We start from the raw sequence: 26,609 nt of genomic DNA, 5'->3' as shown, positions 1-26,609 counted from the left end.
CCGGTCGCGTTGCGGACATCGTGACCGGGCCCGGTGGCGCAACCGGTCCGGGGCCGGTGGCGTCCGGTCAGGTGACGGCCCGTGCTGGGTGCGGCGGGGACACAGCGCGAACACATCGGTGCCACAGCGGGGGAGGGCGGCATGACGCCGGAGGACGACGGCAGACGACCGGAGCCGGTGCCCCCGGTCACGGAGGCCCGGCCGGGCAGCGATGACCGTGGCCCCGAGCGTCCGGCCCCCGCGGAGGGCTGTCTGACCAGGGCGATACGGCTGCCCGTACGGATCGTCGTCCTGGTCCTCGTGGTGCCCGTGCGGATGGTCTGGGACGCCCTGGTCGTCTGCGGCAAGGCGCTCGAGCGGACCGTGCTGCGGCCTGCCGCCCGCGCTCTGGGGTGGCTCTGGCGCACCCTCGTCGTCGTGCCGGTCACCGCCGTCGGCCGCGCTCTGGCCTGGCTCGGCCGCACGCTGATCGTGACCGCACTCGACTGGCTGTGGCGGACGCTGCTCGCCCCGGCCGGACAAGGTCTGGGTGTCGCCCTCGAGTGGCTCGCCCGTGCCGTCCTCGTCTGGCCCTGGGTCGCCCTCCACCGCTACGTGCTCGCCCCGGCGGGCCGCGGCGTCGCTTGGCTCTGGCGCATCCTCGTCGTGACGCCGCTCTCGTGGCTGTGGCGGCAGGTGATCGCTCCCGCAGGCCGCGGGCTGGGCGCCGTGCTGGCCTGGCTCGGCAGGGCCCTGTTCGTCTGGCCCTGGGTCGCCCTGTACCGGTACGTCCTCGCCCCCGTCGGCCGTGCCGTCGCCTGGCTGGGCCGCACTGCGTATGCGGGCCTGGCCGCCGCGATGCGCGGCATCGGCGTCGCCCTGGCCTGGCTCGGCCGGACGCTGATCGTGCTGCCCGCCGCCGCGCTGTACCGCTTCGTCCTGACCCCGGCCGGGCACGGGCTGCGCTGGCTGGGCCGGATCCTCCTCGTCGTCCCGGCCGTGGCCGTCTGGCGCTGGATCCTCAAGCCCGTGGGGCACGCCCTCGCCGTCGTCTGCCGTGAGATCGGCGCTGCCCTCGGCCACGCCTGGCGCGTGGCCGGCTACATCTCCCGCGCCGTCTGGCGCTTCCTCGCCCGGCTCTTCCGCTGGATCTTCGTCGAGCCGGTCCGCTGGGTGTACCGCACCGTCCTGACACCCATCGGTCATGCCGTGCGGGACCAGCTGTGGCGTCCGGCGGCCCAGGCGGTACGTGCCGTCGGCCGCGGTGTCCGCCAGGCCCTGGTCTCGGCGTGGGAGAGCGCCCGGCAGACCCGGGCCGAGATCCGCCGGGCACTGTTCGGGGCGCCCCGCCGGGAACCGGTCCCTCCGCGGACACGTACTCTTGGTAGCAGTACGACCGCTCTCACGAAGGACTGAACGACACTGGGCAAGCGACAGCCCGAAGGCCCACCGCCCGCACCCGCGGTGCAGCGCATCCGATTGCGCTACACCAAGCGCGGCCGCCTCCGGTTCACCAGCCACCGCGACTTCCAGCGCGCCTTTGAGCGCGCGCTGCGTCGGGCCGAGGTGCCCATGGCGTACTCGGCCGGTTTCACGCCGCATCCCAAAGTGTCGTACGCCAATGCCGCACCCACCGGCACGGGCAGTGAGGCGGAGTACCTGGAAATCGCCCTCACCGAGCCACGCGATCCCGAACGGCTGCGGCAGCTACTCGACGAGTCGCTGCCGGCCGGACTGGACATCACCGACGCCGTCGAAGCCCGCACCTCAGGGCTGGCCGAGCGGCTGGCGGCGTCCGTCTGGGAGGTGCGGCTCGAGGGGGTGGAGCCCGCGGATGCCGAGCGGGCCGTCGCGGCGTTCCTCGCGGCCGAGACCGTCGAGGTCGAGCGCCGTACGAAAAACGGGTTGCGAACCTTCGATGCACGCGCCGCCGTCGCGCGCCTCGAAGCCCTCGAGGAGACGGCTGATAGGCCCGGGGACGGCGCCTGTGCGATACTGCGGCTGGTTGTTCGGCATCTGACACCTGCCGTACGACCCGACGACGTCCTGTCCGGTCTCCGCGCTACGGCCGACCTGGCGCCGCCGGTCCCCGCTGCGGTGACCAGGCTGGCGCAGGGGCTGCTCGATGAGGAGTCCGGCACGGTGACCGACCCGCTCGCACCGGACCGCGAGGCAGTCACGGCCGCCCCATCCACGGCCGCCGGGCTCGCCGCCGCGACGGCGGCGACCGGTTCCGGATAGGACGCGTCGGTGTGCCGTCGATGCACCAGGGAGCCACCCGGGTTCGGCAGGCGCAGTGATACAGAAGACTTTCGCCGGTGTCGGCCATACGGCCCCGGCGAGCGAGACGACAGCTCCCGTGTGGCGCCCGCGCCCCGGACGGCGGCACCGCGCACATCACGCGGGCCGCGGCCGGAAACCGACGCGGCGCCCGGGAGCGTGACGGGAGAACCGCCCGCATGCTCGAACCAATGGAGCCCCAGGAGGCGGCGCTGGGCGGCGCCGCCGGGAACGGCTCAGACAACAACAACAGCCCCAGTGACCATCTGCCGACGCGCCGACGGCGCCGCGCGGCCTCCCGCCCCGCGGGCCCGCCGAGCGGCACCGACACCGCTGCCGACGCCCCGGCCATACCGGCCACGGAACCGGAACCCCCGATCGCGGTCCCCGCGGTCGGCGAGACCATCGGTGTGGGCGACGCCCTCGCCGAGGCCGTAGCCACCGACGCCGCTGCCCAGGCGGTGGATCCCACCGCCGAGGCCGGGGACACCGCCGCGGCCGCTGAGCCGGCGAAGCCCGCCCGTACGCGCCGACGTGCGACCCGCAAGGTGACCGCTCCGGCGGGTGCGCCGCAGGTCGCCGAGTCCGAGCCCGAGCCCGAACCCGCCCTCGAGGCCGCGACCACCGCGGCTGCCGATGAGGCGGTGGCAGGCGAGGCGGCGGCTGAAGAGGAGCCCCAGCCCACCGTCGTAACCGAGGCCGTCCCCGCCGGGACGCCTGTGGCTGCCTCCGCTGCCGCTGATGCCTCCGCCGAGGCCGGTGAGGCCACGAAGCCCGCTCGTACGCGTCGTCGCGCCACCCGTCGGTCCTCCGCTCCGGCAGAGGTGCCCGGGAGCGCAGAGGGCGAGGCCGCGGAGCCCGAGGAGACCACCACCACCGATGGGGCGCCGTCCGATGTGGCCGCCGCTTCGGAGAAGGCAGGTACGGGAGACGCCACGGCCCTGGTGGCCGGAGCCACTGAGACCGCTGCCGGTGCCAACGAGGTTCCGGTCGGGATCGAGGTCGCCGCGTCCGAGGAGCACGAGGCTCCCCGTGGCCGTACCCGCCGCCGTGCGTCCCGCAAGACCGCCCCCGAGCCCGAGGCGCAGGCCGAGACGCCCGGCGAGGCTGAGCAAGAGCCCGAGGCCGCGCCTGCGACAGGGCGGCGGAGGGCCACGCGGCCGCCGACCGCCGTGTTCCAGGCGCCGGTGTTCACCGAGCCCGTGTTCCAGACGCCCGAGACCGCTGCGGCCGCCGCTGCGGCCGAGACCGCGGCCGAGGACGCCGGGGAGGACGAGGAGGAGCAGCGTCCTGCCGCACCCTCTGGCGCCCGCCGACGTCGCCGCCGCGGTGCTGTCGCGGAAGAGCAGCCCGCCGAGGCCGCCGAGGAGCAGGCCGAGGCGGAGGAGGGCGAAGCCGAGACCGACGAGGAAGCGGGCGAGCGCCCCGCACGCCGTCGCCGCCGTGGCGGCCGTCGCCGGCGCCGGGGCGAGTCCGCGGAGGAGGCCGCCCAGGCCGAGGAGGCGGTCGAAGAAGCGGCTCAGCAGGCCGAGGAGCAGGAACAGGAGGAGGCCGAGGAAGCCGCCGCCGGGGCCGGCACCAGCAGCAGCCGTCGCCGTCGTCGCCGTCGTCGCCGCACCGGTGACGCAGTCGAGGCCGAGCCGGGTACGGACGAGCCGGAGCGCACGGTCGTCAAGATCCGCGAGCCGCGTCCCAAGGCCGAGCCGTCCGACGAAGTGCAGTCCATCAAGGGCTCGACCCGCCTGGAGGCGAAGAAGCAGCGCCGCCGGGAGGGGCGCGAGCAGGGCCGCCGCCGGGTGCCGATCATCACCGAGGCGGAGTTCCTGGCGCGCCGCGAGGCCGTCGAGCGGGTGATGGTGGTCCGGCAGAGTGGCGACCGCACCCAGATCGGTGTGCTGGAGGACAACGTCCTCGTCGAGCACTTCGTGAACAAGGAGCAGGCCAACAGCTACGTCGGCAACGTCTACCTGGGCAAGGTCCAGAACGTGCTGCCGTCCATGGAGGCCGCGTTCGTCGACATCGGCAAGGGACGCAACGCCGTTCTCTACGCCGGTGAGGTCAACTTCGAGGCGCTGGGCATGGCCAACGGCCCGCGCCGTATCGAGACCGCGCTCAAGTCCGGCCAGTCGGTGCTGGTCCAGGTCACCAAGGACCCGATCGGTCACAAGGGCGCCCGGCTGACCAGCCAGGTCTCGCTCCCCGGCCGCTACCTGGTCTACGTGCCCGAGGGCTCGATGACCGGCATCAGCCGCAAGCTCCCCGACACCGAACGCGCGCGCCTGAAGACCATCCTCAAGAAGATCGTCCCCGAGGACGCGGGCGTCATCGTCCGTACGGCCGCGGAGGGTGCGAGCGAGGAGGAGCTGAGCCGGGACGTCGAGCGGCTGCAGGTGCAGTGGGAGGAGATCCAGAAGAAGTCGAAGAACGGCAACGCGCCGACTCTTCTGTACGGCGAGCCGGACATGACCGTCCGGGTCGTCCGCGACATCTTCAACGAGGACTTCTCCAAGGTCATCGTCAGCGGTGCCGACGCATGGGAGACGATCCACGGCTACGTCTCGCACGTCGCCCCGGACCTCACGGAGCGGTTGGAGAAGTGGACGTCGGAGGTCGATGTCTTCGCCACGTACCGGATCGACGAGCAGCTGATGAAGGCGCTGGACCGCAAGGTCTGGCTGCCTAGCGGCGGCTCGCTGGTGATCGACCGGACCGAGGCGATGGTCGTGGTCGACGTCAACACCGGCAAGTTCACCGGCCAGGGCGGCAACCTCGAGGAGACGGTCACCAGGAACAACCTGGAGGCTGCCGAGGAGATCGTGCGCCAGCTGCGGCTGCGCGACCTCGGCGGCATCATCGTGATCGACTTCATCGACATGGTGCTCGAGTCCAACCGGGACCTGGTGCTGCGGCGCCTGCTGGAGTGCCTGGGCCGGGACCGTACGAAGCACCAGGTGGCCGAGGTGACGTCGCTGGGCCTGGTCCAGATGACCCGCAAGCGGGTCGGCCAGGGCCTGCTGGAGTCCTTCTCGGAGTCCTGCGAGCGCTGCAACGGGCGCGGCGTCATCGTCCACATGGAGCAGCCCACGGCGGCCGCCGGCGGGGGCGGCGGCAAGCGCAAGCGGAAGGGCAAGGGCGTCGCACAGCCGGAGCCCACGCCCGAGCATGTGCACGAGCGCGAGCCCGAGGTCATCGAGGCGGAGGCCGAGACGGTGCCGGAGGCCGAGGCGGAGGCGCCCGAGCCCAAGGCGCTGCCGGAGCCGGTCTTCACACCGGACGAGGAGCTGTTCAGCAGCGCGGCCGAGGCGGAGGCGGCGGCGACCCGGCGCCGTACGCGGCGCAGGGCGACCCGCAAGGTGTCGGCACCGGCCGGTCCGCCGAAGGCGACGGAGTCCGCGGAGGAGGCGGCCGTAGTCGTCGCTCCGGCCGCTTCGGCCCCGGAACCGCAGCCCGAGGCGGCCGCGGAGCCGGTCGCCGGGACAGCCGAGCGCGAGCCTGAGCCCGAGCCGACGACGTACGAACCGGCCGCCGAGTCTGCTCCGGCCCGTAAGCGCCGCCGCGCGACGCGCAAGGTGACGGCGCCGTCGGGTCCGCCGAAGGCGATTCAGGCGGAGGAGTCGGCTGTCGTGGTCGTCCCGGCGTACCCGGAGTCGACGGAGCCCGAGGCCGGGGCCGAGGACCGGGGCGGCGAGGCCGCGGCGGAAGACGGCACCGAGGCCGAGGGCCCGGCGAAGAAGGCGGTCCGAAAGACCGGGGCGAAGAAGGCCACGAAGAAGGCCGCCTCGAAGAAGGCGGCGAAGAAGACGACCGCCAAGAAGACGACCGCCAAGCAGGGGGCGAAGCAGACGGTGGCCGCGGAGCAGTCCGTCCCGTCCGTCTCCGCCCCCGCCGAAGAGTCGTAGCCCGACTGGCCAAGCCCACACCGCCCGGTGCCTGCCCCATTGGGACAGCCACCGGGCGGTGGCGCGAGTGCCCCAACGGGGCCTTCGCCACTTCGCGGGCCACTTCCCCGACCTCGGCGCGCGAACGCCCGGCCTCGGCGCGCGAACGGCCCCGGGCACCGTGCCCGCGTCAGCGGCCAGGTGACGGAGCGAGCCCGTCAGCCTGCCTGTCTGCCGCAGGGTCGCGGCGGGCCGCGAGGGTCTCCGGCGCGCGGGCAGCTCGTCGCGCGTACCCCCGCCGCGAGCGGCCACCTGGTGACGGTGCGCCGGGGGATCCGGTGTGTTGGCTCCCGGGTCTGCGGGCCGGTGGGTGCTGGGGGCACTCCGCAGGAGGGGCGCGTTCCGCCGCGCGGAGCGGCCACCCCGGCGAGGGGCTCGGTTTGACCGCCTGGTGCGGGTTCCGTAACCTTGACCGTCGGCGTCTGTACGCCAAACCCCTGAGCAACTTCCTCCCGGACCGCCGGGAGAGGCCGCTCGTCCCTCCGGATATCACGGGCCCCCGGCCCGTGTGAGCGGCTGGCATCAAGGGTCCCGTGACGAGCAGAGAGAGTGAGATCCGCGTGTACGCAATCGTGCGCAGCGGTGGTCGCCAGCACAAGGTCGCTGTTGGTGACATCGTTGAGGTAGACAAGATTTCCACCAGCAACGTGGGTGACACGGTCGAGCTCTCGACCCTGCTCATCGTCGACGGCGACGCCGTGACCAGCGACCCGTGGGTGCTGGCCGGGATCAAGGTCCAGGCCGAGGTCGTGGACCACCACAAGGGTGCCAAGATCGACATCCTTCGGTACAAGAACAAGACCGGTTATCGTCGGCGCCAGGGCCACCGCCAGCAGTACACGGCCCTGAAGATCACCGGCATCCCCGCGGCTGCGAAGTAAGGACTGAGGAGAGATGGCACACAAGAAGGGCGCATCGTCCACGCGGAACGGTCGCGACTCCAACGCCCAGCGGCTCGGCGTCAAGCGCTTCGGCGGCCAGGTGGTCAACGCCGGCGAGATCCTGGTCCGTCAGCGTGGCACCCACTTCCACCCGGGCGCCGGTGTCGGCCGTGGTGGCGACGACACGCTGTTCGCCCTCGCCGCCGGTGCGGTCGAGTTCGGCACCAGCCGTGGTCGCAAGGTTGTGAACATCGTTCCGGTCGCTGAGTAACTCAGCCCCGTAGAGCGATCCGAGGGCGGACCGTGCTTTCCCGCGACGCGGGGAAGCGGGTCCGCCCTCGGCGTGTTGAGTACCAGCAGTCCCGCACGTCCTTCCGCCGGTGGCGGGAGACCCCATCTTGGAGGCAACCCGTATGACCACCTTCGTGGACCGCGTCGAGCTGTACGTCGCCGCGGGTAACGGAGGCCACGGCTGTGCCTCCGTTCACCGGGAGAAGTTCAAGCCGCTCGGCGGTCCGGACGGCGGAAACGGCGGCCGTGGCGGCGATGTGATCCTGGTCGTCGATCAGTCGATCACCACGCTCCTCGACTACCACCACTCCCCGCACCGCAAGGCCACCAACGGCAAGCCCGGCGAGGGCGGCAACCGCTCCGGCAAGGACGGTACGGACCTGATCCTGCCGGTCCCCGACGGCACGGTCGTCCAGGACAGGCACGGCAACGTCCTCGCCGACCTGGTCGGCCACGGCACGCGCTTCATCGCCGCCCAGGGCGGCCGTGGCGGTCTCGGCAACGCCGCGCTCGCCTCGGCCCGCCGCAAGGCCCCCGGCTTCGCCCTGCTGGGCGAGCCCGGCCAGTCCCAGGACATCGTCCTGGAGCTCAAGACCGTCGCCGATGTGGCGCTGGTCGGTTATCCGAGCGCCGGCAAGTCTTCCCTCATCTCGGTCCTCTCGGCTGCCAGGCCCAAGATCGCCGACTATCCCTTCACCACCCTGGTCCCCAACCTCGGTGTGGTGACGGCCGGTTCGACCGTCTACACCATCGCCGACGTCCCGGGCCTGATCCCGGGCGCCAGCCAGGGCAAGGGCCTGGGCCTGGAGTTCCTGCGGCACGTCGAGCGCTGCTCGGTGCTCGTGCACGTCCTGGACACGGCGGCGCTGGAGTCCGAGCGCGACCCGCTCACCGACCTCGACATGATCGAGGCGGAGCTTGCGGAGTACGGGGGCCTGGACGACCGGCCGCGGATCGTCGTCCTCAACAAGATCGACATCCCGGACGGCAAGGACCTCGCCGACATCGTCCGGCCCGAGCTGGAAGCTCGCGGCTACCAGATCTTCGAGGTCTCGGCCATCGCCCACCTGGGTCTGAACGAGCTGTCGTACGCGCTCGCGGACATCGTCGCCAAGGCGCGGGCCGCCAAGCCCAAGGAGGAGGCGACGCGGATCGTCATCCGCCCCAAGGCCGTGGACGACACGGGCTTCACCGTCACGGCGGAGGGCGAGGGCTTCTTCCGGGTGCGGGGCGAGAAGCCGGAGCGCTGGGTCCGCCAGACCGACTTCAACAACGACGAGGCCGTCGGCTACCTCGCCGACCGGCTGGCTCGGCTCGGCGTCGAGGAGGAGCTGGTCAAGTCCGGTGCCCGTGCGGGTGACGGGGTGGCCATCGGCTCCGACGAGGACGCCGTCGTCTTCGACTGGGAGCCGACGATGGTCACGGGCGCCGAGATGCTCGGCCGCCGCGGCGAGGACCACCGCTTCGAGGCCCCGCGCCCGGCCGCGCAACGCCGCCGCGAGCGCGAGGCCGAGCGCACCGACGCCGCCCAGCAGGAGTACGAGGGCTTCGACCCCTTCGCATAGCCCGCGACGGGCGCCCCGGGGCGCCACCGTGGTCCTGCTGCTGCAGGTGCCTCAGCGACCGCGGCAGCGGTGTCGCAGCAGGCCCTCCCCGACGCGAACGGTCACCCGCCGCCGAGCGGCCCACGAGGGGAACACCGCCGGCGCCCCCGGCCGGCCCGGCGAGGGCTAGGCGGTGACCGAGTCCTCCGCGCCGTTGGTGTCCAGCTGCTCCTCCTCGGACAGTTCCGCGTCGGAGTTGTCCAGCTCCTCCCGCTGGCCCGGGATCTCGGACGCCAGGCGGGCGGCCATCCGTACGCGGCGCTCATCGGCCTTGGCGGCCAGGGTGAGCGAGGCCTTGTCGAAGCGCTCCAGAGACGGCGGGTCGGACGGGCCGAGCAAGTGTTCCTTGAGCTCCGCGCGGGCCGCCGCGAGGGTGTCCTTCCCGGGGTCGCGCACGGACTCCAGGAGCGCAGGCACCACCTTCGCGTCGGGGCTCAGGATCGTGGCCGCTCGTACGGTCGGATACCCGGCGCGGAACTCGTCCTCCGCCAGCCCGCTGGTGTTCGCCACCGCGTACGGCTTCTCGCTGGTCAGATAGTCCGAGACGACGCTCGACACATCGCTGATCAGCAGATCGGCCTGGTTGAAGCAGGCGTAGATGCCCGGCCGGGCCTCGGTGATGATCTGGTGCTCCCACTCCGGGAACGACGACCAATACGCGGTCTCCCACGCGGCGGTCGCCTTGTCGACTGCCGCCTGGCGGTCGCCGTCCGGGGAGCCCTGGAGCATCATCCGCTCGATCTCGTCCGCGCTCGCGCGGAAGGCGGTGCTGGTGAGCCGGTCGAGTTCGGCGGTCCGGCGGGCGAGCTCCGCCGCGGCCTCCGGCCCCGGCCGTGCCCCGCTCCGCTCGGCGTTCGCCTCGACGATCATTGCCCGGATGCGCTCGTCGGCGCGACCCGCGCGCGGGTCGACGGAGCCGGTCATCGGGTGCGGCTTGTAGAGCAGCCGCACCTGGGGGTCGGCGAGCAGTTCGCGGACGATGTTCTCACCGGCGAGGATCACCGAGGTGTTGCCGGGCTGGCCGTCCCAGCCCTCCCAGGTGGGTGCGTAGAGGACGGTGGTCAGTTCGCCGGTCGGCGCGCCCGGGTACGGCCGGATCGGGGCCAGTTGGGGCCGGCCCACCTCCACGACGTCCTTGTCCTCGACGCCGATGTCCGCGAGCTGGTAGCGCTCGCGTGCGGCCGAACCGGCCACCCACACCTCGTCGTACGCCTTCGCGTAGGGGTTGCAGCTGGAGAGCTTGTCGCTCTCCCCGTGATTGATGAAGGCGTGCTTGATCGACGGGATGCGCAGCACCTGCGAGGTCTTGCCGGAGTTCGCCGGATGCAGCAGCACCTTCAGCGTCGACTGCTCCAGGTTCATCAGATGGGCGACCTTGGGGATGCAGATGATCGGCACATCCGTCGCCTCGATCTTCTGCACCATGAAGCGCTCGCGCAGCACGATGACCGGCTTGCCGTCGAGCTGGGCCAGCGTCGACAGCCACATGTTCGCCTGGTACGCGGACGTCGTGCCGCCGGAGAAGTACATGCCGATGGTCGGCCGGTACTCGGCCAGCCAGCCGTTCAGCCAGGCCAGGGCCTTCTGTTCGGTCACGGGCCGCTTGCGCGGCAGCAGCCAGGTGGCGAGGTGGACCGTGCCGACGACGATGACGGCCAGCGAGAGGCCGAGCCCGGCGGCGGCCCAGCCGGCGTCCCTGGTGATCGCGGTCATCAGCAGCCCGGCCGTGGTCGGCACGGAGAAGGTCAGCAGCCGGTGGCCCGGGCGCCGGAGGAGGATGCGCGGCGGGGCGGCCGTGAGGTGCAGCGCCGAGGTGTCGATGTTCCGCGTGACGATCGGCAGCACACGGGTGCGCCGCACCAGCACCGCGACCGCCTGGCAGGCGAAGTGCACGGCGTAGAAGGAGAGCAGCGCGATGGTCACCGGCGACTGCTCGTGCAGCGGATTGATCCCGTCTATGCGCAGCAGGCCGACGAGGATCAGCATGTCGCGCAGCAGCTGCCGGACCGTGACGTCGAACCGGATCTTGCCCAGCAGCGACAGCAGACCTGGTTGCTTGTACTGCAGATACAGATCGAGTGCGAGGCCTGTCGCGGAGGCGGCGACGAAGGTCGGCACGTCGGGCAGCAGAGCGCCGGTGAGTTGGGCTGCGAAGGCCACGACCATCGCCAGCAGCGCGGAGAGCTGCACGACGCGGCGGGGGGAGAGTCCGGCAAAGGGCACGGGCTGGGCTCCTGGCAGGGAGACGAACGGATCGGGGGCGGCCGAGTGGGGGCCGGCCGGGCCTCGCGCCGGTGCCGCACGGGGGCGACGGCGACGGGGGACGACCACTGACCGTATGACGTGCGCTGCCTTGGTGACAATCTGGCGTGACCGCTATCACTGCGTATCCGGTCAAAGGCAGTGAACCAAATCGGCCGAGGAGGAGCTCCGATGTGTTCCTCGCCACGCCGCAGCTTCCCACGGCGGCGGAGCGTCCGCCGATCGGGACGGCTCGTCACCGCCGGTCCGCGCTGACGTAGATTTGCCAGGCGGAGAGCTCGAACGATCAGTGGGGACAGACAGTGCCAGCAGGGGCAAGAGCCGTACGAGACGGGGTGGCGGGCGCCCGCAGGGTCGTGGTCAAGGTCGGTTCGTCGTCACTGACCACCGCGGCCGGAGGGCTCGACGCCGACCGTGTCGATGCGCTCGTCGACGTCCTCGCGAAGGCCCGCAGTGAAGGCAGTGCGGCCCGAAGGGCCTCGGTTGAGGGTGGTGGCGCGCTGGGGGCACCTCCCAGCGATAGCTGGGGGAGGGCGGGAGGAGAGAAGGAGATCGTGCTGGTCTCCTCCGGCGCGATCGCGGCCGGCCTCGCCCCGCTCGGGCTGCGGCGCCGCCCCCGCGACCTGGCCCGGCAGCAGGCGGCCGCCAGCGTCGGGCAGGGCCTGCTCGTCGCCCGTTACACCGCCTCCTTCGCCCGCTACGGCGTCCGCGTCGGCCAGGTGCTGCTCACCACCGACGACACCAGCCGCCGGGCCCACTACCGCAACGCCTACCGCACCCTGGACAAGCTGCTCGCCATGGGTGCCCTGCCCGTGGTCAACGAGAACGACACGGTCGCCACGGACGAGATCCGCTTCGGCGACAACGACCGGCTCGCGGCGCTCGTCGCCCATCTCGTACGGGCCAACCTGCTGGTCCTGCTGTCCGACATCGACGGGCTCTACAACGGCGATCCGAGCACCCCCAGCGCGACCCGGATCTCCGAAGTCGCCGGGCCGCAGGACCTCGCGGGCGTCTCGTTCGGCAGCGTGGGCAAGGCCGGGGTCGGCACCGGGGGCATGGTCACCAAGGTCGAGGCGGCCCGGATCGCCGCCGCGGCGGGCGTTCCCGTGGTCCTCACCTCCACCACGCACGCGGCCGACGCGCTCGCCGGCCGTGCCACCGGCACGTACTTCCACCCGACGGGCCGCCGGTCGGCCGACCGGCTGCTGTGGCTCGCCCATGCCTCCACACCGCGCGGTGCGCTCACGCTGGACGACGGCGCGGTACGGGCCGTGGTCGAACGCCGCACCTCGTTGCTGCCCGCCGGGATCGCCGCCGTGGAAGGGGAGTTCTCCGCGGGCGACCCCGTCGAGCTGCGCGACACCGAGGGAAGGGCGGTGGCCCGCGGGCTGGTCAACTTCGACGCGAAGGAGATCCCCCGGCTGCTGGGCCGCTCCACCCGGGACCTCGCCCGCGAGCTCGGCCCTGCGTACGAGCGGGAGGTCGTGCACCGCGACGACCTGGTCGTATTGGGTCACTGACGAGCGTCAACAACGGGCGAGATCGGTGAAAAGTCCAACCTTTCCCAGGAGACCTTCGCGAAAACCGCCCGCAGCCGCTCCTCGGCTGGTCAACTTTGAAGACGGACACCGCGCGGACCGCGGTGGTCCGCCGAGGACAGCACCGCATGGCTCGCTCGTGTGCGTGGGGTACCGCCGGCTCCCTCCCCGTGGGGGACCTCCCGGGCCGCTGGGCCCGGAGGGACTCCCAGGGAAGCGGGCGCGGGGTGCCTCTCCCCACGCCCGAAGGGCTATGGGGGAGGAGCGCTACGCATGCAGGGAGGCCGCTGGTGAGACGAGGGCGCCCAGGGGCACGGTCCCGAGGTGGGGGGCCTGCCCCGGCTACGTCCCCCAGCTACCTCCCGCTGGGCTCACAGGGACTGCCGCAGGGGTCCCCGGAGGGGCCACCAGCGGGCCGCAGCGCCCGCGCCCGACGGGCTGGGGCGGAGGAGCGGACGCTGACCAGCGTCGCAGCGGGGGACCGTACCGACCGGCGCGGAGCCGTCGGCAGCGGTGAGCCCCGGTCGGGTCCTGCCGTGGAGGAACGTGGGGCCTCCCGGCTGTGGCACGTCACGCTCAGCGTCTCCGGTCCTGAGGCCCCGCTGAAAGATGTCAGGCGATCGCTCGAACAGCTCGCCCACGACCATCCCTTCCTGCTGACCAGCCGCTATGCGAACGACCACGCCGAAATCCGCTACTGGGAGGAGGCCCGCGACCTGCACGACGCGGCCGCAGTGGCGCTCCGGCTCTGGGGGGAACACCGTTCGACGGCCAAGCTGCCGCCGTGGGAGATCGTGGGCCTCGAGGTCATCGACCGCGAGACGTACCACCAGCGCATCGCCGAGGGCTACGGGCCGCCTCCGGCGACGCGCGTGGGCGTCCACCCGTACTGACGGGCGGGCGGGTTCTCACAGCCCGCTGGCCGTCCCCTCCACCACGGTGGCAGCGCAGCACCGCCCCCGGCGCGGGTGCACGGAGGCAGAGGTCCGCGCGCCTGTCCGACCGCGGCAGGGGCGCCAGGTCAGTGGACGCGGGCTTGCGAGGCGGCACTCACCGGCAACGTCGTGCCCCTGGTGGTCCGGGTGCACGCGGGCCGCGGGCGGAGCGCAGCGGCGGCCGCCGTGTGACCCCGGCTGCCGCGCGGCGGGGGCGCCGGTCTGATCGGGCCCGCGCGGGGGCGGGCATACCACCGCAGCGGGCCGCAGGCCGTCTCGCAGTACGGAATATCGGCCGGGGCCCGGCCGAAGGCTCAGTAGGCTGGCCGCCATGAGCAGCGATTTCCCCTCACCCCTGGCCGACCCCACGCCGAAGTCCCCCGTCATCCGCGCCGCCTACCGCGCCCGGGCCGCGGCCGCCGACCTGGCGCCCCTGCCCCGGTCGGTCAAGGACGACGCGCTACTGGCCATCGCCGACGCCCTGGAGGTGCGGACCAAGGAGATCGTCGAGGCCAACACCGAGGACGTCGAGCGGGCTCGCGCCGCCGGCATCAGCGAGGCGATCATCGACCGGCTCACCCTCACCCCCGAGCGGGTCCGCGCCATCGCCGCCGATGTGCGCAAGGTCGTCTCCCTCCCCGACCCCGTCGGGGAGGTCGTCCGCGGGTCCACCCTCCCCAACGGCATCGACCTGCGCCAGGTACGCGTGCCGCTCGGCGTCGTCGGGATCATCTACGAGGCCCGGCCCAACGTCACCGTCGACGCCGCCGCCCTCTGCCTGAAGTCGGGCAACGCCGTGCTGCTCCGCGGCTCCTCCTCCGCGTACGCCTCCAACCAGGCCCTGGTCACCGTGCTGAGGGATGCGGTCGGCGGGGCCGGGCTGCCCGCCGACGCCGTGCAGCTGGTCCCCGGAGAGAGCCGGGACTCCGTCCGCGAGCTGATGCGCGCCCGCGGCATGGTCGACGTGCTCATCCCGCGCGGCGGCGCCTCGCTCATCCGCACGGTCGTCGAGGAGTCGACCGTCCCCGTCATCGAGACCGGCACCGGCAACTGCCATGTCTACGTCGACGCCCACGCCGACCTCGACATGGCCGTCGAGATCCTGATCAACTCCAAGGCACAGCGCCCCAGCGTCTGCAACGCCGCCGAGACCCTCCTCGTCCATCAGGACATCGCCGCCGTGTTCCTGCCCCGTGCCCTGGAGGCGCTGGCCGACGCCGGGGTGACCGTGCACGCGGACGAGCGGGTGCTGGAAGCGGCCCAGCGGGCGGGGACGCGGGCCACCGTCGTGCCCGCCGTCGTGGAGGACTGGGAGACCGAGTACCTGTCGTACGACATCGCCGCCGCCGTGGTGGACGACCTGGACGCGGCCGTCTCGCACATCCGGCTCTGGAGCTCCGGCCACACCGAGGCGATCGTCACCGGCTCCCAGGCCGCCGCCCGCCGGTTCACCCAGTTGGTCGATTCCACCACGGTCGCCGTGAACGCCTCGACCCGCTTCACCGACGGCGGCCAGTTCGGCTTCGGCGCCGAGATCGGCATCTCGACGCAGAAGCTGCACGCGAGGGGACCGATGGGCCTGCCCGAGCTGACGTCGACCAAGTACGTGGTCACCGGGGACGGGCACGTGCGGGACGCGCGTCAGCGCAGCTGCTGACCGTCCCCCGCCGCCTTTTCGGCCGTCCCGGATTTCCGTCTCTCCCTGCCCAAAGGGTGCGGGCGGCCGTACTCTGGACGGGTGCCGGACGACGTGGGGGGCAGGCCGTTCCCGGACGGCGACGAGCCCGACAACCACAGCCACGGGGCAGCGGACGAAGAGTTCGCGTCCGTGGTCTTCGACGAGGACTTCGTACGGTCCGCGCAGATCCATGAACCCACCGCCGTCGAGCGGATGCTCGCCGCCGCCCAGGCGCGTGCCGAGGCCGAGGCCAGCCGCCGCCGGGCGGGCGCCGGGCCGACGGAGGACGACTTCTACGACGACGGGTACGGTCACGACGGCGATCCGGACTTCGACGGGGAGTACGCCGACGCCTTCGACCCCGATCCGGACGACGACGGCTACGGCCCGTACGGTCCTTACGGAGGCACACTCCGGCCTTACCGCAGCCACGCCCGGTGGCACCGCCCGGTGGCCTGGGTCCTGGCCGTTCTGATGGGCATCGGCATGGTCGCGCTCGCGTTCGCCGCGGTCTACCGTGGAGCTGCGGGCAACCGGCAGGAGCCGGCTCCGCCACCTGCCACGAGCGAGGTGGACGGACCGCAGGTGGGGCAGCTCACCGGGCAGCCCGGTGCGCAGCCGTCGATATCGGCCGAATCTGCGGTGCCGACCATCTCGGCAGGGCCTCGTGCGCATTGACCGGGCATCGACCGGAATTGTTGAGTCTTCGTCAGAAGTTGTCGTCTGCCAGGGCGTTTACCGTGCCGCCAACAGACCTACTCTGAAAGTATGGCGGGGCCTGGAGAGCCACCTGAGGGGACACCCGAGGGCGTTCCGGGAGGTGGAGAGGACGAATACCGATCCGTCGTCTTCGACGAGTCGTTCGTCCGCGCTGCCCGGCTCCAGGAGTTCTCCGCACAGGAGCGGCTGGACGATCACCTCCCTGCCGTGCGCAGCCGCCGCCCCTGGTCTCGGATCAGCGGTTCCAAGCAGGCCCTCGTCCTGGTCCTGCTGATCGCCCTGGCCTTCGCCACCGCGATCTACATGGGCGTGCGCCACCCCTACCAGCAGGCGGCCGGGCCGACCGCGGAGCCGCTGCGGATCACGCTGATACCGCTCGCACCGCGCGGCACCGTGCCGGGCGGTGCGCCCGCGGAGCTCTTCCAGCACAGTCCGGCAGCGGAGTACCGCGTGGGAGCCGAAGGCGTGACCCTGCCCGCCGCCCGGGCCACCCGCAGCTTCTCCGACAGCCAGGTGGTGGCCGCCCTCGACTCCGCCAAGGAGTACATCGTCCGTTCCTCGCTGGACCCGGAGGTCCTCAGCGGGCAGTCCGTACGGCCCGTGCGCGTCCTGATAGACCCGGACCAGGCCGCCCAGTTCGACCGCAGCCTGGAGCGTCCGGCCGACGACGGCCGGCACGCCGCCACCGGATGGCTGGTCCGGTTCGACCGCCAGGTGGCGCTGGCCGACCCCGGGATACGGGTGCACGGCGCCCTGACGGTCTCCCAGGTGGGCGCGAACCATCTGGAGATCGTCGGTGATCACACCTTTGTGTACGCGGTGCGCGCGGCCGAGGGCGGGGACGCTGGCTCCGACCGGGCGTCGCTGTTCACCGTGCGCCGCGAGGTGCGCTTCCGCTTCGACCACGAGGACCTGCGCGACCACCGGGTGGAGCTGCTGAACGCCTCCGTTCAGGCCGGACCGCTGGCCTGCGCCGCCGACTCCGCCGGCCATCTGCGGCCCCTGCTGGCCGGGCAGGACGCCAAGGGGGACGCCCCGGCCGGTACGGATCCGTACGCGCCGGGCCGGCCGGCCACTTCGCTGTGCGGCGTGCTGGAGACTAGCGCTCAGCCGAGCCCGTAGAGCCCGGCCGGTCGTTGTCGTCGCCGGGGTGCTCGCCGTCGGCGGGCCGCTCACCGCCTTCGGGCCGGTCGGTCTGGCGGCCGGTGAACGCGTCGCGCAGCCGCCCACCCAGATCGCCGGCTCCGCCGGCGATGTCGCGCATCAGCCCTATGAGGGGATCCCTGCTGGTGCGCACGGTGTCGGCGTAGTGGTTGGCGTGCTCCCGGAAGGAGTCCGACACCGAGGCGTCCCGGTCCCCGTCCCGCCGCAGGTAGTGGCCCTCCATGATCCGCTGGTGATCGCGGCCCTCCGCCCACTTCTTCAGCTCCGCCGCACGCACGGTGGTGAAGGGGTGACTGCGCGGCAGCACGTTCATGATCTTGAGCACGGAGTCCCGGAGGTCGCCTCCCGCCTCGTACTCCTCGGCCTGCTCCAGGAAGGCGTCCACGTTCATCTCGTGCAGATGGTGGCCGCCCGCGAGCTTCATCAGGCCGCGCATCGAGGCCTGGAGGTCCTGCCCGACCAGCAGCCCTGCCCGGTCCGCCGACAGCTCCGACTTGCGGAACCACTCGCGCAGCGCGGTGACGATCGCCATCACCGCCACATTGCCGAGCGGGATCCAGGCGACCTTGAGCGCGAAATTGGTGAGGAAGAGCAGGATCGTGCGGTAGACGGAGTGTCCGGAGAGCGCATGGCCCACCTCGTGGCCGACCACCGCCCGCATCTCCTCCTCGTCGAGCAGCTCGACGAGCCCGGTGCTCACCACGATGATCGGCTCGTCGAGGCCGATGCACATGGCGTTCGGTTTCGGGTCCTGCGTGACGTACATCGGCGGGACCTTCTCCAGGTCGAGGATGTAACAGGCGTCCCGCAGCATCGTGTGGAGGTGGGCGAACTGCCGGTCGCCGACGCGCACCGAGTCCGACAGGTACAGCAGCCGCAGACTCCGCTCCGGCAGCAGTCCGCTCAGCACCTTGAAGACGGTGTCGAAGCCGCTCAGCTTGCGCAGTGCGACGAGCGCGGAGCGGTCCGCCGGGTGCTCGTACGCCCGCGAGGAGATCCCTGGGAACCGTCGGCGGTCGCGGCTCGGGACGTGGCTGTGGCTCTGCTCGGTCATCTGGCCCCCTTGTCGGCCCGGCTGTGGCCCCTTCATGGTCGCGCGCCCGCCGGGCGCTCGACGCGTCGATGAGCGCCTCCGGCGCGCGTTCAGCGTCCCGCTGAGGGCCCAGCCTAGGCGCTGGGATCTGCGCGAGGCGCGGCGCGACGGGCCGGAACGGCCATCAGGTCTTCAAGGACGCGCGGAGGTGGCGTGAGGTTGCCCGGGAGCCCCGCTTACGATGAGGGCGCCAGCAAGGAACACAACCGACGACTGACTGGATAGGCCTGCCGACGATGAGTCTCCTGAAGCCCGCCCACGCCCTGGTCACCCTCGCCTCCGAGGGCGGCGAGCACGGCGGCGAGCACGCCAGCCTGAACCCGTACCTCACCGGTGGCGGCGCGCTGTTCGTCCTGCTGCTCCTGCTGTGGATCACCACCCGGTTCAACCGCGATCGCTGAGCCTGCAACCGCTGAGCCGGGGGCGGCGCCGACGGGCTCCCCGGCCATGGCCGGAACCGGGACAGTAGGCTCTGCACGCATGGGAAAGCAGGGAAGGCCTGTGACAGGTCCGGCGAAGCGGCGACTCGGAGTGATGGGTGGAACGTTCGATCCCATCCATCACGGGCACCTGGTCGCCGCGAGCGAGGTGGCCGCACGGTTCCATCTCGACGAGGTGGTGTTCGTGCCGACCGGCCAGCCCTGGCAGAAGACGCACCGGCATGTCTCTCCGGCCGAGGACCGCTACCTGATGACGGTGATCGCCACCGCGTCGAATCCACAGTTCTCGGTCAGCCGCATCGAGATCGACCGCGGTGGCAAGACGTACACCATCGACACCTTGCGCGAGCTGCATGAGCTGAATCCGGATTCCGAGCTCTACTTCATCACCGGTGCCGACGCCCTGGCCCAGATTCTGACGTGGCGGGACGCCGCCGAACTGTTCTCGCTCGCGCACTTCATCGGGGTGACCCGGCCGGGCCATCTGCTCAGCGACCCCGGGCTGCCGGACGGCGGGGTCTCCTTGGTGGAGGTTCCGGCGTTGGCCATCTCCTCGACGGACTGCCGGGCGAGGGTGGCCGCAGGGGACCCGGTCTGGTATCTGGTGCCGGACGGTGTTGTGCGCTACATCGACAAGCGCGGGCTGTACCGGGACGCTGGATAGCCGTGTACGGGAAGGGGCACCGGTGAACGACGCACACTCCGGGCGGCACTACTCCGAGGGCGGGCCAGAACGCGGCCAGGACCCTTACGAGCAGCAGCAGTACGACCCCTACGCTCAGCAGTACGAGCAGTACGAGCAGTACGGACAGTACGGTCAGCAGTACTACGACCCCTATGCCCAGCCCCAGCAGCCCCAGCCGCACTACGACCAGTACGGCCGGCAGTACTACGACCCGTACGCGCAGCCGCAGCAGCCCCCCCAGCCCCCCCAGCAGGCCCCGCAGCGGGTCGACGAGCAGCAGTGGATCCCGCAGCAGCAGTCGTACGACACCTACGCGCCGAGCACCGGCCAGACACCGCAGGTCCCGCCGCAGGCGCAGCCGCGCGACCCCAACCCGCAGCACGGCCCCCCTCCGGAGCGTGCGCCGGCCCCTGACTACGGCACCGAGCAGTTCTCGTTCATCGAGGAGCCGGACGAGGAGTCCGACGACGTCATCGACTGGCTGAAGTTCGCGGAGACCCGCTCCGAGCGGCGCGACGAGCGCAAGCGGAAGGGGCGCAACCGCGTCGTCGTCCTCGCCGTGATCCTCGCGCTCGCGCTCGTGGGTGGCGTCGGCTACCTCTGGCACGCGGGCAAGCTCCCCGACCTGGCGGGAGTGGACTCCGGTGCACAGGCCGGGGGTGGCCCCCAGAAGCGGGACGTGATCGTCGTGCACCTCCGCGACACCAAGGGCGGCGGCAGTTCCACGGCGCTGCTGGTCGACAACGAGACCACCAAGAAGGGCACCACCGTCCTGTTGCCGAACTCGCTGGCGATCGCCACCGACGACGGCACCAGCACCACCCTTGGCAAGTCGGTCGTGGACGAGGGCACGACGTCCACCCGGGACGCCCTCGACGGGCTGCTGGGCACCAAGATCGCAGGCAGCTGGCGGCTGGACACCCCGTATCTGGAGAACCTCGTGGAGTCGGTCGGCGGGATCGTCGTCGACACCGACGCGACGGTGCCCGGCCGGAAGAAGGGCGACGACCCGCTCGTCAAGAAGGGTGAGCGGCAGGAGCTGTCCGGCCAGGCGGCCGTCGGCTACGCCACCCACCGTGCCGCGGGTGAGCCGGAAGACCGGCAGCTGCGGCGGTTCGGCCAGGTCATGCAGGCCACCCTGAAGAAGATCTCCAGTGATGCCCAGGCCGCGACGACCACCGTGGAGACGCTCAACCAGATCCCGGACCCGTCGCTGACCGAGGCCCAGCTCGGCGCGTCCCTGGCGCAGCTCGCGGCGCAGGTGAAGAACGGCTCGTACGAGACCGCGGTGCTGCCGGTCCAGCCGGACGGGACGCTCAGTGAGAAGGTCTCGCGGAGCGTGGTCGGGTCCGTGCTGGGCGGAACGGTCAAGAACGCCGACCCGGACGCGGCCCCGCGCGTGAGCGTGCGCAACGCCACCGGCGACAAGAAGGCCGTCTCCAGCGCCCAGGTCACCCTGGTCAACGGCGGCTACACGTTCGTCGACGGCGGCGCGGCCGGCGCGGCACAGTCCGCCTCCCAGGTGCTGTACGCGGACGCGGCGCAGGCCGGGAAGGCCAAGGAGGTGGCCAGGACGCTGGGTCTGCCGGAGAGCGCGGTGAAGAGGTCCAAGGGCGGTGCGGCGAACGCCGACATCACGGTCGTGCTCGGCCGGGACTACGACGCAGGGAGATGAGCCGGTCCGGGACTGTCCGTGGGGCGTGAGACCCTTGATGGGTACCTGCTCCCGGACGAAAGCCTGCTGTGACCGCCACGGACCACTCCCTCGAGCTCATCAACGTCGCCGCACAGGCGGCTGCCGACAAGCTCGCGCACGACATCATCGCGTACGACGTCAGCGACGTGCTGTCGATCACCGACGCCTTCCTGCTGGCCTCGGCCCCCAGCGACCGCCAGGTCAAGTCGATCGTCGACGAGATCGAGGAGCGGCTGCAGAAGGAGCTGGGGGCCAAGCCGGTGCGCCGGGAGGGCGACCGTGAAGCCCGCTGGGTCCTGCTGGACTACGTGGACATCGTGGTGCACGTGCAGCACAGCGAGGAGCGGGTGTTCTACGCGCTGGAGCGGCTGTGGAAGGACTGCCCGGAGCTTCAGCTGCCGGAGGACGCCGTCGCCACCCACGGCAAGGCCGAGGACTACGCGAAGCGCCAGGCGGCCGACGACCTGGACGGAGACCTGCTCTGAACGGCGGCAACGGCGGCCGGGACCGCCGCATAGTCCTGTGGCGGCACGGCCAGACGTCGTGGAACCTCGAGCGCCGCTTCCAGGGCTCCACGGACATCGAGCTGACCCCGGCGGGCCTCGCCCAGGCGCGCCGCGCCGCCCGCCTGCTGGCGGCGCTGAAGCCGGACGCGATCATCGCCTCGGACCTGCAGCGGGCGGCCGCGACGGCCGCGGAGCTGGCCGCGATCACCCGCCTGGAGGTCACGCACGACGAGGGTCTGCGCGAGACCTACGCCGGCAGCTGGCAGGGGCTCACCCACGAGGAGATCGTCGAGCGGTACGGCGAGCAGTACGCGGCGTGGAAGCGGGGCGAGCCGGTGCGCCGCGGCGGCGGCGAGCTGGAGACCGAGGTCGCGGATCGGGCGGCCCCGATCGTCGAGCGCAGCGCGGACAAGCTGCCGGACGGCGGCACGCTCGTCGTGGTCAGCCACGGTGGCACGATCCGCACCACGATCGGCCGTTTCCTCCGTCTCGAGCCGGGGAGCTGGGAGGCGCTGGGCGGGCTCTCGAACTGCTGCTGGTCGGTGCTGGGTGAGGGCGCGCGGGGCTGGCGGTTGCTGGAGCACAACGCCGGGACGCTGCCGGAGCCGGTGCTCGGGGACGACGACTGAGGCGGCGGTTCGGCGGCGCTGCAGAGCTCGTGGACGTCGGCCGGGACGCGCTGGGCGTCGGCGGCCGGTCGGTGGACGAAGGGATTTCCTTTTCCGGCCGTTCACCGGTTAAGCTTCTTCTCGTTCGAGGCGCCCCGGCGCCGAGAAGCTCGGGGCTATAGCTCAGTTGGTAGAGCGCTTGCATGGCATGCAAGAGGTCAGGAGTTCAATTCTCCTTAGCTCCACAGCTCGATCCCGCTCCCGTCAGGGGGCGGGACTTCTGCTGGTCAAGGCCTGCGCGGCCCTGACCTCCTTCCAGGAGCCCACTGACCTGGGCGCCGTCCCGTGGCAGAATCGGACGGCCGGAAGTGGAGGGAACGCGCATGCCGACGAGCACTCTCGGGGAGGTCGACGATCTGCTCGATATCGCCGCGGCGCACGGCGGCGGTCGGCTGCCCGGGTGCGCGCCCCGCTTCACCTGCCTCGCCGAGCAGGGTGCCGCGCCGCGCGCGGACCTTCTCAAGTGCCCGGCCTGCGGCTCGGCGCACGTCGCCCAAGTCCTCGGCGACAACGGTGGGATCAGTTACGTCTGCACGGCCTGCGGCCACAGCTGGAGCTGACTGATGGGTGCACACAGGCGGAAGTGCGACTGGTGCGGCAGCGGGACTCCGATCGTCCGCGACATGGAGCCGATCAACTCCGACTACCAGTACTGGTGCGAGGAGTGCGCTCGAGCACTGATCATAAAAGGCGACCCGATCGAGACGTACCGTGAGCTCGAGGGCGAGCCCATCTACGGACGGCTGCTCGACGAGCACTGCACCCTCAAGCGCTTCTACTCCTTCGCGACCGCCTGACCACGGTCGTGACCTGAGCCGAGGTCAGAACGAGCGCAGGCGGGTCCGTGGCATGGCGTCGGCAGCGGCGTAGGGCTGCCCAGGGGTTGACAGCCCGATGGATTTGGCGAAGGCCCAGGGGGCCCGTGTATGGTTGGCGACGCCGCCGTCGGCGTACCGTGGCGGAGCACGACCTGGGGCTATAGCTCAGTTGGTAGAGCGCTTGCATGGCATGCAAGAGGTCAGGAGTTCAATTCTCCTTAGCTCCACGGATAGGAGAGCGGGCCGCCCGACCGGGCGGCCCGCTCCCCTTTTGGGACCCCCCGCTCAGCTCTGGCCGCGGGGGAGCGCCTTCCGACTGGCCGGAGCCTGCTCGGCAGGTGCAGCCTCGAGGCGGAGCGCGAGCTCCGGGCACCGGCGTACGGCACGCTGGGCGTTCGCCCGCAGGTGCATGGGTACGGCCGCGTCCGCCAGGGTCGGATATCCGTCCGGCCCCATCCGGATGAGTTCGGGGACCACGCCCGCGCACAGGCCGTGGCCCTTGCACAGCGTCCAGTCCACGGCCAGCTTCTCGCCGCTCGGGATGCCCTCCTCCTCGTAACCAGGGGCGGGCAGCGGCAGCACGCCTTGCGTGGGCCGGCCGCAGCCGCCGCCGAGCACGTGGGCGGCGAGATCGTCGGTGAACGCCTTCAGCGTGGACTGCAGGAAGCGCACGGACCCGTCGGGGTGCTTGCAGGCACCGCGGCCCCGTACGGCCTGAGTCACCTGGCGGAGCGCTTCCAGCGAGGTCGGTCCGCCGCCGCCCAGCACCTCCGAGAGCCCGGCGGCGGCAGCGGGCAGGCCCAGCTTGCACGGCCCGCACTGGCCCGCTGTCTCGGCGGCCAGCCAGTTCGCCACCCTCAGGGACTCGCCGAGCGGGCAGGTCTCGGGGCCGATGGGCAGAATCGCGCCCGCGCCCAAGGCGCCGCCGGCCGTGGCCATGGCCTTCTTGGAGATGATCGCCCCCTGGGCTGTGAGCCCGTCGATCCAGGCACCGTGGTAACCGCCGGAGAGCACGGCCTGGGGCAGCGGCGGCGCACCGCACAGCTCCATGACGTAGCGCAGCGGGACACCGACCGGTACTTCCAGGACGGTCGGCCGGGCCACCGAGCCGGAGACGGTGAGCATCACCGTTCCGGGTTCGTCCATCAGCCCGGTGTTGCCGTAGCGCTGCGCGCCCAGCCGGGTGGCGATGGCCAGTTGCGCGAAGGTCTCGGCGTTGGACAGCAGGGTGGGGGCACCGCCCACACCCGAGTCGGAGGCGCGCACCTTGCGGCCGGCGGGTAGCGACGGGCCGCCGTTCACCGCGCTGATGACCGCGGACGCCTCACCGGACACCATCCGCTCGGGGGTTCTGACCACCCGTACGCGCAGTCCCCGGCCCCGCCGGTCGGACAGTCCGCGCTCGGACAGCGCCTCCCGGAGGGAGGCCTCCGTGGAGTCCCGGGTCACGGCGATGGCCAGGAGGCGGGCGCCGAGCGCCTCGGCGGCCAGCAGGGCGCCGTCCAGGATGAGGTGCGGGGCGCGGCACATCAGCACGGTGTCCTTGCGACAGGCGGGTTCGCCCTCGCTGCCGTTGACGACGACGACGGGACGTACGCCCCGCCGGATCGCGCTCTTGGCGACCGCACGCAGCTTCTTGGCGAACGGGAAACCCGCGCCGCCGCGGCCGCTCAGGGACACCGCCTCGGCCAGATCGGCGAGGCGTTCACCGACCATCGGCTCCAGGGCTCCGTGGACCTTCAGATGCATGCCGAGATCCAGCCGCTGGACCAGGTCGAACCCGGCGGTCAGCTGCGGCAGGCCGACGACCCGCACTTCGGGCACATCGGGCAGGGGGGTGTTCATGGCCGGTCTCCCGCGGGCTGGTGCCACGGCTCACCGGGCGACGGTGGATAGGGCGTGCCGGACCGGGGGTCGGTCTCCGGGCGGGCTCTGCGGGTCTCGCCGGGCGGCGGCGGGGACGGGGCGGGCCAGCGGCCGGACGCGGGAGACGGCGGCGCCGCGTACGACGGCACCGGCGGGAGAGTCTCCGTGGGCGCCGGGTACGGCGGGACGGGCGGCAGGATCTCGGTGGGATCTGTTGCGGACACCGTGGGCATGGTCTGCGTCGGGTCGGCGTACGCGGACATCGGGTACATCGGGGACACCGGGGAGAGCGTCTCCATCAGCGGATCGGACCCCGGGACCGGGCGGCCGGTGGCCTGCCCGAACGCGGTTGAGGGCTGTGGTGCCGCGGAGACCGCGCGGTAGGCCGCGGAGATGTCCGCACCCCGGCCCGCCGAGATCGGCGCCGGCCGCGCCGAGTCGAGCCGCAGGGGCGGCTCGTCGATCCGCGGGGCGCGGCTGATTCCTCCAGGGAGCGGGCCCGACCCGGGCAGCGGAGCGACCGAGGGGTCGCGCTCCGACGGGGATGATGCTTCGGCACGTCGGCGCGGAGCCCGGGTGCCCTCCTCGGGCCGGGTGATGGATATCAGCAGGCGCGCGACGCGGCGCTTCTGGGGCGGTGGGAGCAGCCGTACGGACACCGCCAGCGCCACGGCGACCACGACCATCGCATACATGGCGACGACCCATCCCGCGGCGGGGCGCCCGGCGTTGAGGCCATGCACCAGAGCCGCCCCCCATGCCGGATAGGCCATGGCGTGGAGCGCGCGCCAGCGGGCGGCCACGGCCCCCGGTGTGGCCATGGCGCTGCGCAGCGCTCCGGTTGCTCCCGCGAAGATCATCAGGTGCGCGGCGAGTGAGCCGAGCCCAATCAGTCCTGCCGAACCCTGCATGCCGAGCCCGAACGGCACCAAGGTGCCCAGCAGACCGACGTGACCGGAGGAGATCTTGGTGGTGATGTGCAGCAGCAGGAAGCCGAGCGAGGCGACCGCGAGCGTGCGGTGGATGGCCTGGGCGAGCAACCGCTCCCGCGGCTCGAACAGATTGCGGTCGGTGGCTATCAACCCCCAGACGACTGCGCCCGACAGGGAGAGGAGGGTCAGCACACCCCCGGTGAAGTCCAGCGCGGCGCGCACTTCTTCCCCGGCGGCCAGGACGAGCACCGGAATGAGGACGATGACCGCGACCGATACGCCGTACTGGGCGGGGCGGGACAACGAGGACGGTGTTCGCAGCTTGCGATGAGGGTGCATTCGGGCGACTCCAGTGGTGCGAGTGAGGGGTCCCGTTCCGCATGCTAAATGGCAGGTGAAAGATCATCCGGGTGTTTGGTTATTTGCTCGAATGTCAATTGCGGAGATCGGTTGCGGTCGTCGCTGTGCGCGAGTGGCCGGTGGCTCTGTGCGGCCCTTGCGGACGCTGCGGTACGCTGACCCCATGCGTGCCGTACGCCTCCTGCTTAGCGGGCCGCGCTGATCAGTACCGACCGGCGGACATCGGATCTTTCCGGGTGATCCTCCCCCTGGGAGGTGCCCCCAGGGGGAGG

22 protein-coding genes and 2 tRNA genes are annotated in these 26,609 nt (G+C 72.0%); 20 read left to right on the top strand and 4 right to left on the bottom strand.

Translation table 11 applies throughout. The features are described from left to right. Positions 1 to 141: 141 nt before the first annotated feature. The 6 genes from ACTWQI_RS02680 to obgE all read left to right on the top strand — a co-directional run bounded on the left by ACTWQI_RS02680 (position 142) and on the right by obgE (position 8,934). Positions 142 to 1,395, top strand: coding sequence for a hypothetical protein (locus tag ACTWQI_RS02680; RefSeq protein ID WP_443266983.1), 1,254 nt, complete (start codon positions 142 to 144; stop codon positions 1,393 to 1,395). A gap of 48 nt (positions 1,396 to 1,443) precedes the next feature. Next, the gene (locus tag ACTWQI_RS02675) at positions 1,444 to 2,220 is read left to right on the top strand and encodes a TIGR03936 family radical SAM-associated protein (RefSeq protein WP_443266981.1); all 777 of its coding nucleotides are present in this window, start codon (positions 1,444 to 1,446) and stop codon (positions 2,218 to 2,220) included. A 218-nt stretch (positions 2,221 to 2,438) separates the two neighbouring features. Next, positions 2,439 to 6,158, top strand: a complete 3,720-nt coding sequence (locus ACTWQI_RS02670; RefSeq protein ID WP_443266979.1) for an Rne/Rng family ribonuclease — start codon at positions 2,439 to 2,441, stop codon at positions 6,156 to 6,158. A gap of 599 nt (positions 6,159 to 6,757) precedes the next feature. Next, positions 6,758 to 7,078, top strand: a complete 321-nt coding sequence (gene rplU, locus ACTWQI_RS02665; RefSeq protein ID WP_443267178.1) for a 50S ribosomal protein L21 — start codon at positions 6,758 to 6,760, stop codon at positions 7,076 to 7,078. Positions 7,079 to 7,091: 13 nt separating this feature from the next. Beyond that, positions 7,092 to 7,349, top strand: coding sequence for a 50S ribosomal protein L27 (gene rpmA / locus ACTWQI_RS02660; protein WP_443266977.1), 258 nt, complete (start codon positions 7,092 to 7,094; stop codon positions 7,347 to 7,349). A gap of 142 nt (positions 7,350 to 7,491) precedes the next feature. Beyond that, a complete protein-coding gene (gene obgE / locus ACTWQI_RS02655; RefSeq protein ID WP_443266975.1) occupies positions 7,492 to 8,934 on the top strand; it encodes a GTPase ObgE in 1,443 nt (480 codons plus the stop codon). A 165-nt stretch (positions 8,935 to 9,099) separates the two neighbouring features. Here the strand turns inward: obgE and ACTWQI_RS02650 are convergent, their stop codons facing one another. Continuing rightward, positions 9,100 to 11,196 (bottom strand): hypothetical protein, encoded by a 2,097-nt coding sequence (locus ACTWQI_RS02650; RefSeq protein ID WP_443266974.1) that lies wholly within the window; start codon positions 11,194 to 11,196, stop codon positions 9,100 to 9,102. 341 nt (positions 11,197 to 11,537) lie between these two features. On the opposite strand from ACTWQI_RS02650, the gene proB reads away from it, so the two are divergent. From proB to ACTWQI_RS02625, 5 genes are all read left to right on the top strand, one after another. Beyond that, entirely contained in the window at positions 11,538 to 12,758 is a 1,221-nt protein-coding gene (gene proB / locus ACTWQI_RS02645) for a glutamate 5-kinase (protein WP_443266972.1), read from the top strand. Positions 12,759 to 13,156: 398 nt separating this feature from the next. Next, positions 13,157 to 13,669, top strand: a complete 513-nt coding sequence (locus ACTWQI_RS02640; RefSeq protein WP_443267176.1) for a hypothetical protein — start codon at positions 13,157 to 13,159, stop codon at positions 13,667 to 13,669. 373 nt (positions 13,670 to 14,042) lie between these two features. Next, the gene (locus tag ACTWQI_RS02635; protein ID WP_443266971.1) at positions 14,043 to 15,368 is read left to right on the top strand and encodes a glutamate-5-semialdehyde dehydrogenase; all 1,326 of its coding nucleotides are present in this window, start codon (positions 14,043 to 14,045) and stop codon (positions 15,366 to 15,368) included. A gap of 81 nt (positions 15,369 to 15,449) precedes the next feature. Continuing rightward, complete coding sequence (locus tag ACTWQI_RS02630; RefSeq protein WP_443266969.1) at positions 15,450 to 16,067, top strand: SCO2584 family spore wall biosynthesis protein; 618 nt, start codon at positions 15,450 to 15,452, stop codon at positions 16,065 to 16,067. A gap of 90 nt (positions 16,068 to 16,157) precedes the next feature. After that, on the top strand, positions 16,158 to 17,231 hold the full coding sequence (locus ACTWQI_RS02625; RefSeq protein WP_443266967.1) for an SCO2583 family membrane protein: 1,074 nt from the start codon (positions 16,158 to 16,160) through the stop codon (positions 17,229 to 17,231). Here the strand turns inward: ACTWQI_RS02625 and ACTWQI_RS02620 are convergent. Continuing rightward, entirely contained in the window at positions 17,209 to 18,327 is a 1,119-nt protein-coding gene (locus ACTWQI_RS02620) for a M48 family metallopeptidase (RefSeq protein ID WP_443266965.1), read from the bottom strand. The genes ACTWQI_RS02625 and ACTWQI_RS02620 overlap by 23 nt on opposite strands. A 275-nt stretch (positions 18,328 to 18,602) precedes the next feature. On the opposite strand from ACTWQI_RS02620, the gene ACTWQI_RS02615 reads away from it, so the two are divergent. From ACTWQI_RS02615 to ACTWQI_RS02575, 9 genes are all read left to right on the top strand, one after another. Next, positions 18,603 to 18,767, top strand: a complete 165-nt coding sequence (locus ACTWQI_RS02615; protein ID WP_443266963.1) for a hypothetical protein — start codon at positions 18,603 to 18,605, stop codon at positions 18,765 to 18,767. Between the two features lie 79 nt (positions 18,768 to 18,846). Then, on the top strand, positions 18,847 to 19,470 hold the full coding sequence (gene nadD / locus ACTWQI_RS02610) for a nicotinate-nucleotide adenylyltransferase (protein ID WP_443266961.1): 624 nt from the start codon (positions 18,847 to 18,849) through the stop codon (positions 19,468 to 19,470). Positions 19,471 to 19,492: 22 nt separating this feature from the next. Then, positions 19,493 to 21,166: an LCP family protein gene (locus tag ACTWQI_RS02605; RefSeq protein WP_443266960.1), complete on the top strand. Its 1,674-nt coding sequence runs from the start codon at positions 19,493 to 19,495 to the stop codon at positions 21,164 to 21,166. A 68-nt stretch (positions 21,167 to 21,234) separates the two neighbouring features. Then, positions 21,235 to 21,672 (top strand): ribosome silencing factor, encoded by a 438-nt coding sequence (gene rsfS / locus ACTWQI_RS02600; RefSeq protein ID WP_443266958.1) that lies wholly within the window; start codon positions 21,235 to 21,237, stop codon positions 21,670 to 21,672. After that, positions 21,669 to 22,322, top strand: a complete 654-nt coding sequence (locus ACTWQI_RS02595; RefSeq protein ID WP_443267174.1) for a histidine phosphatase family protein — start codon at positions 21,669 to 21,671, stop codon at positions 22,320 to 22,322. The genes rsfS and ACTWQI_RS02595 overlap by 4 nt, the downstream gene beginning before the upstream one ends. 151 nt (positions 22,323 to 22,473) lie before the next feature. Next, positions 22,474 to 22,546, top strand: a tRNA-Ala gene (locus ACTWQI_RS02590). A 138-nt stretch (positions 22,547 to 22,684) separates the two neighbouring features. Further along, the gene (locus ACTWQI_RS02585; protein ID WP_443266956.1) at positions 22,685 to 22,921 is read left to right on the top strand and encodes a hypothetical protein; all 237 of its coding nucleotides are present in this window, start codon (positions 22,685 to 22,687) and stop codon (positions 22,919 to 22,921) included. A 3-nt stretch (positions 22,922 to 22,924) separates the two neighbouring features. After that, on the top strand, positions 22,925 to 23,158 hold the full coding sequence (locus ACTWQI_RS02580; protein ID WP_443266954.1) for a hypothetical protein: 234 nt from the start codon (positions 22,925 to 22,927) through the stop codon (positions 23,156 to 23,158). A gap of 175 nt (positions 23,159 to 23,333) precedes the next feature. Beyond that, positions 23,334 to 23,406: transfer RNA gene (locus tag ACTWQI_RS02575), tRNA-Ala, on the top strand. Between the two features lie 58 nt (positions 23,407 to 23,464). Here the strand turns inward: ACTWQI_RS02575 and ACTWQI_RS02570 are convergent. Together ACTWQI_RS02570 and ACTWQI_RS02565 are read right to left on the bottom strand one after the other, a co-directional pair. Further along, positions 23,465 to 25,024: an NADH-ubiquinone oxidoreductase-F iron-sulfur binding region domain-containing protein gene (locus tag ACTWQI_RS02570; RefSeq protein ID WP_443266952.1), complete on the bottom strand. Its 1,560-nt coding sequence runs from the start codon at positions 25,022 to 25,024 to the stop codon at positions 23,465 to 23,467. Then, positions 25,021 to 26,316 (bottom strand): hypothetical protein, encoded by a 1,296-nt coding sequence (locus ACTWQI_RS02565; RefSeq protein ID WP_443266950.1) that lies wholly within the window; start codon positions 26,314 to 26,316, stop codon positions 25,021 to 25,023. Before ACTWQI_RS02565 ends, ACTWQI_RS02570 begins: the two co-directional genes overlap by 4 nt. Positions 26,317 to 26,609: the final 293 nt, after the last annotated feature.

It is taken from the genome of Streptomyces sp. KR80 (assembly GCF_052245555.1).
Taxonomy (GTDB): domain Bacteria; phylum Actinomycetota; class Actinomycetes; order Streptomycetales; family Streptomycetaceae; genus Streptomyces.
Note: the sequence above shows the minus strand (reverse complement) of the source record. Positions and strands in the feature narration are given on the sequence as shown.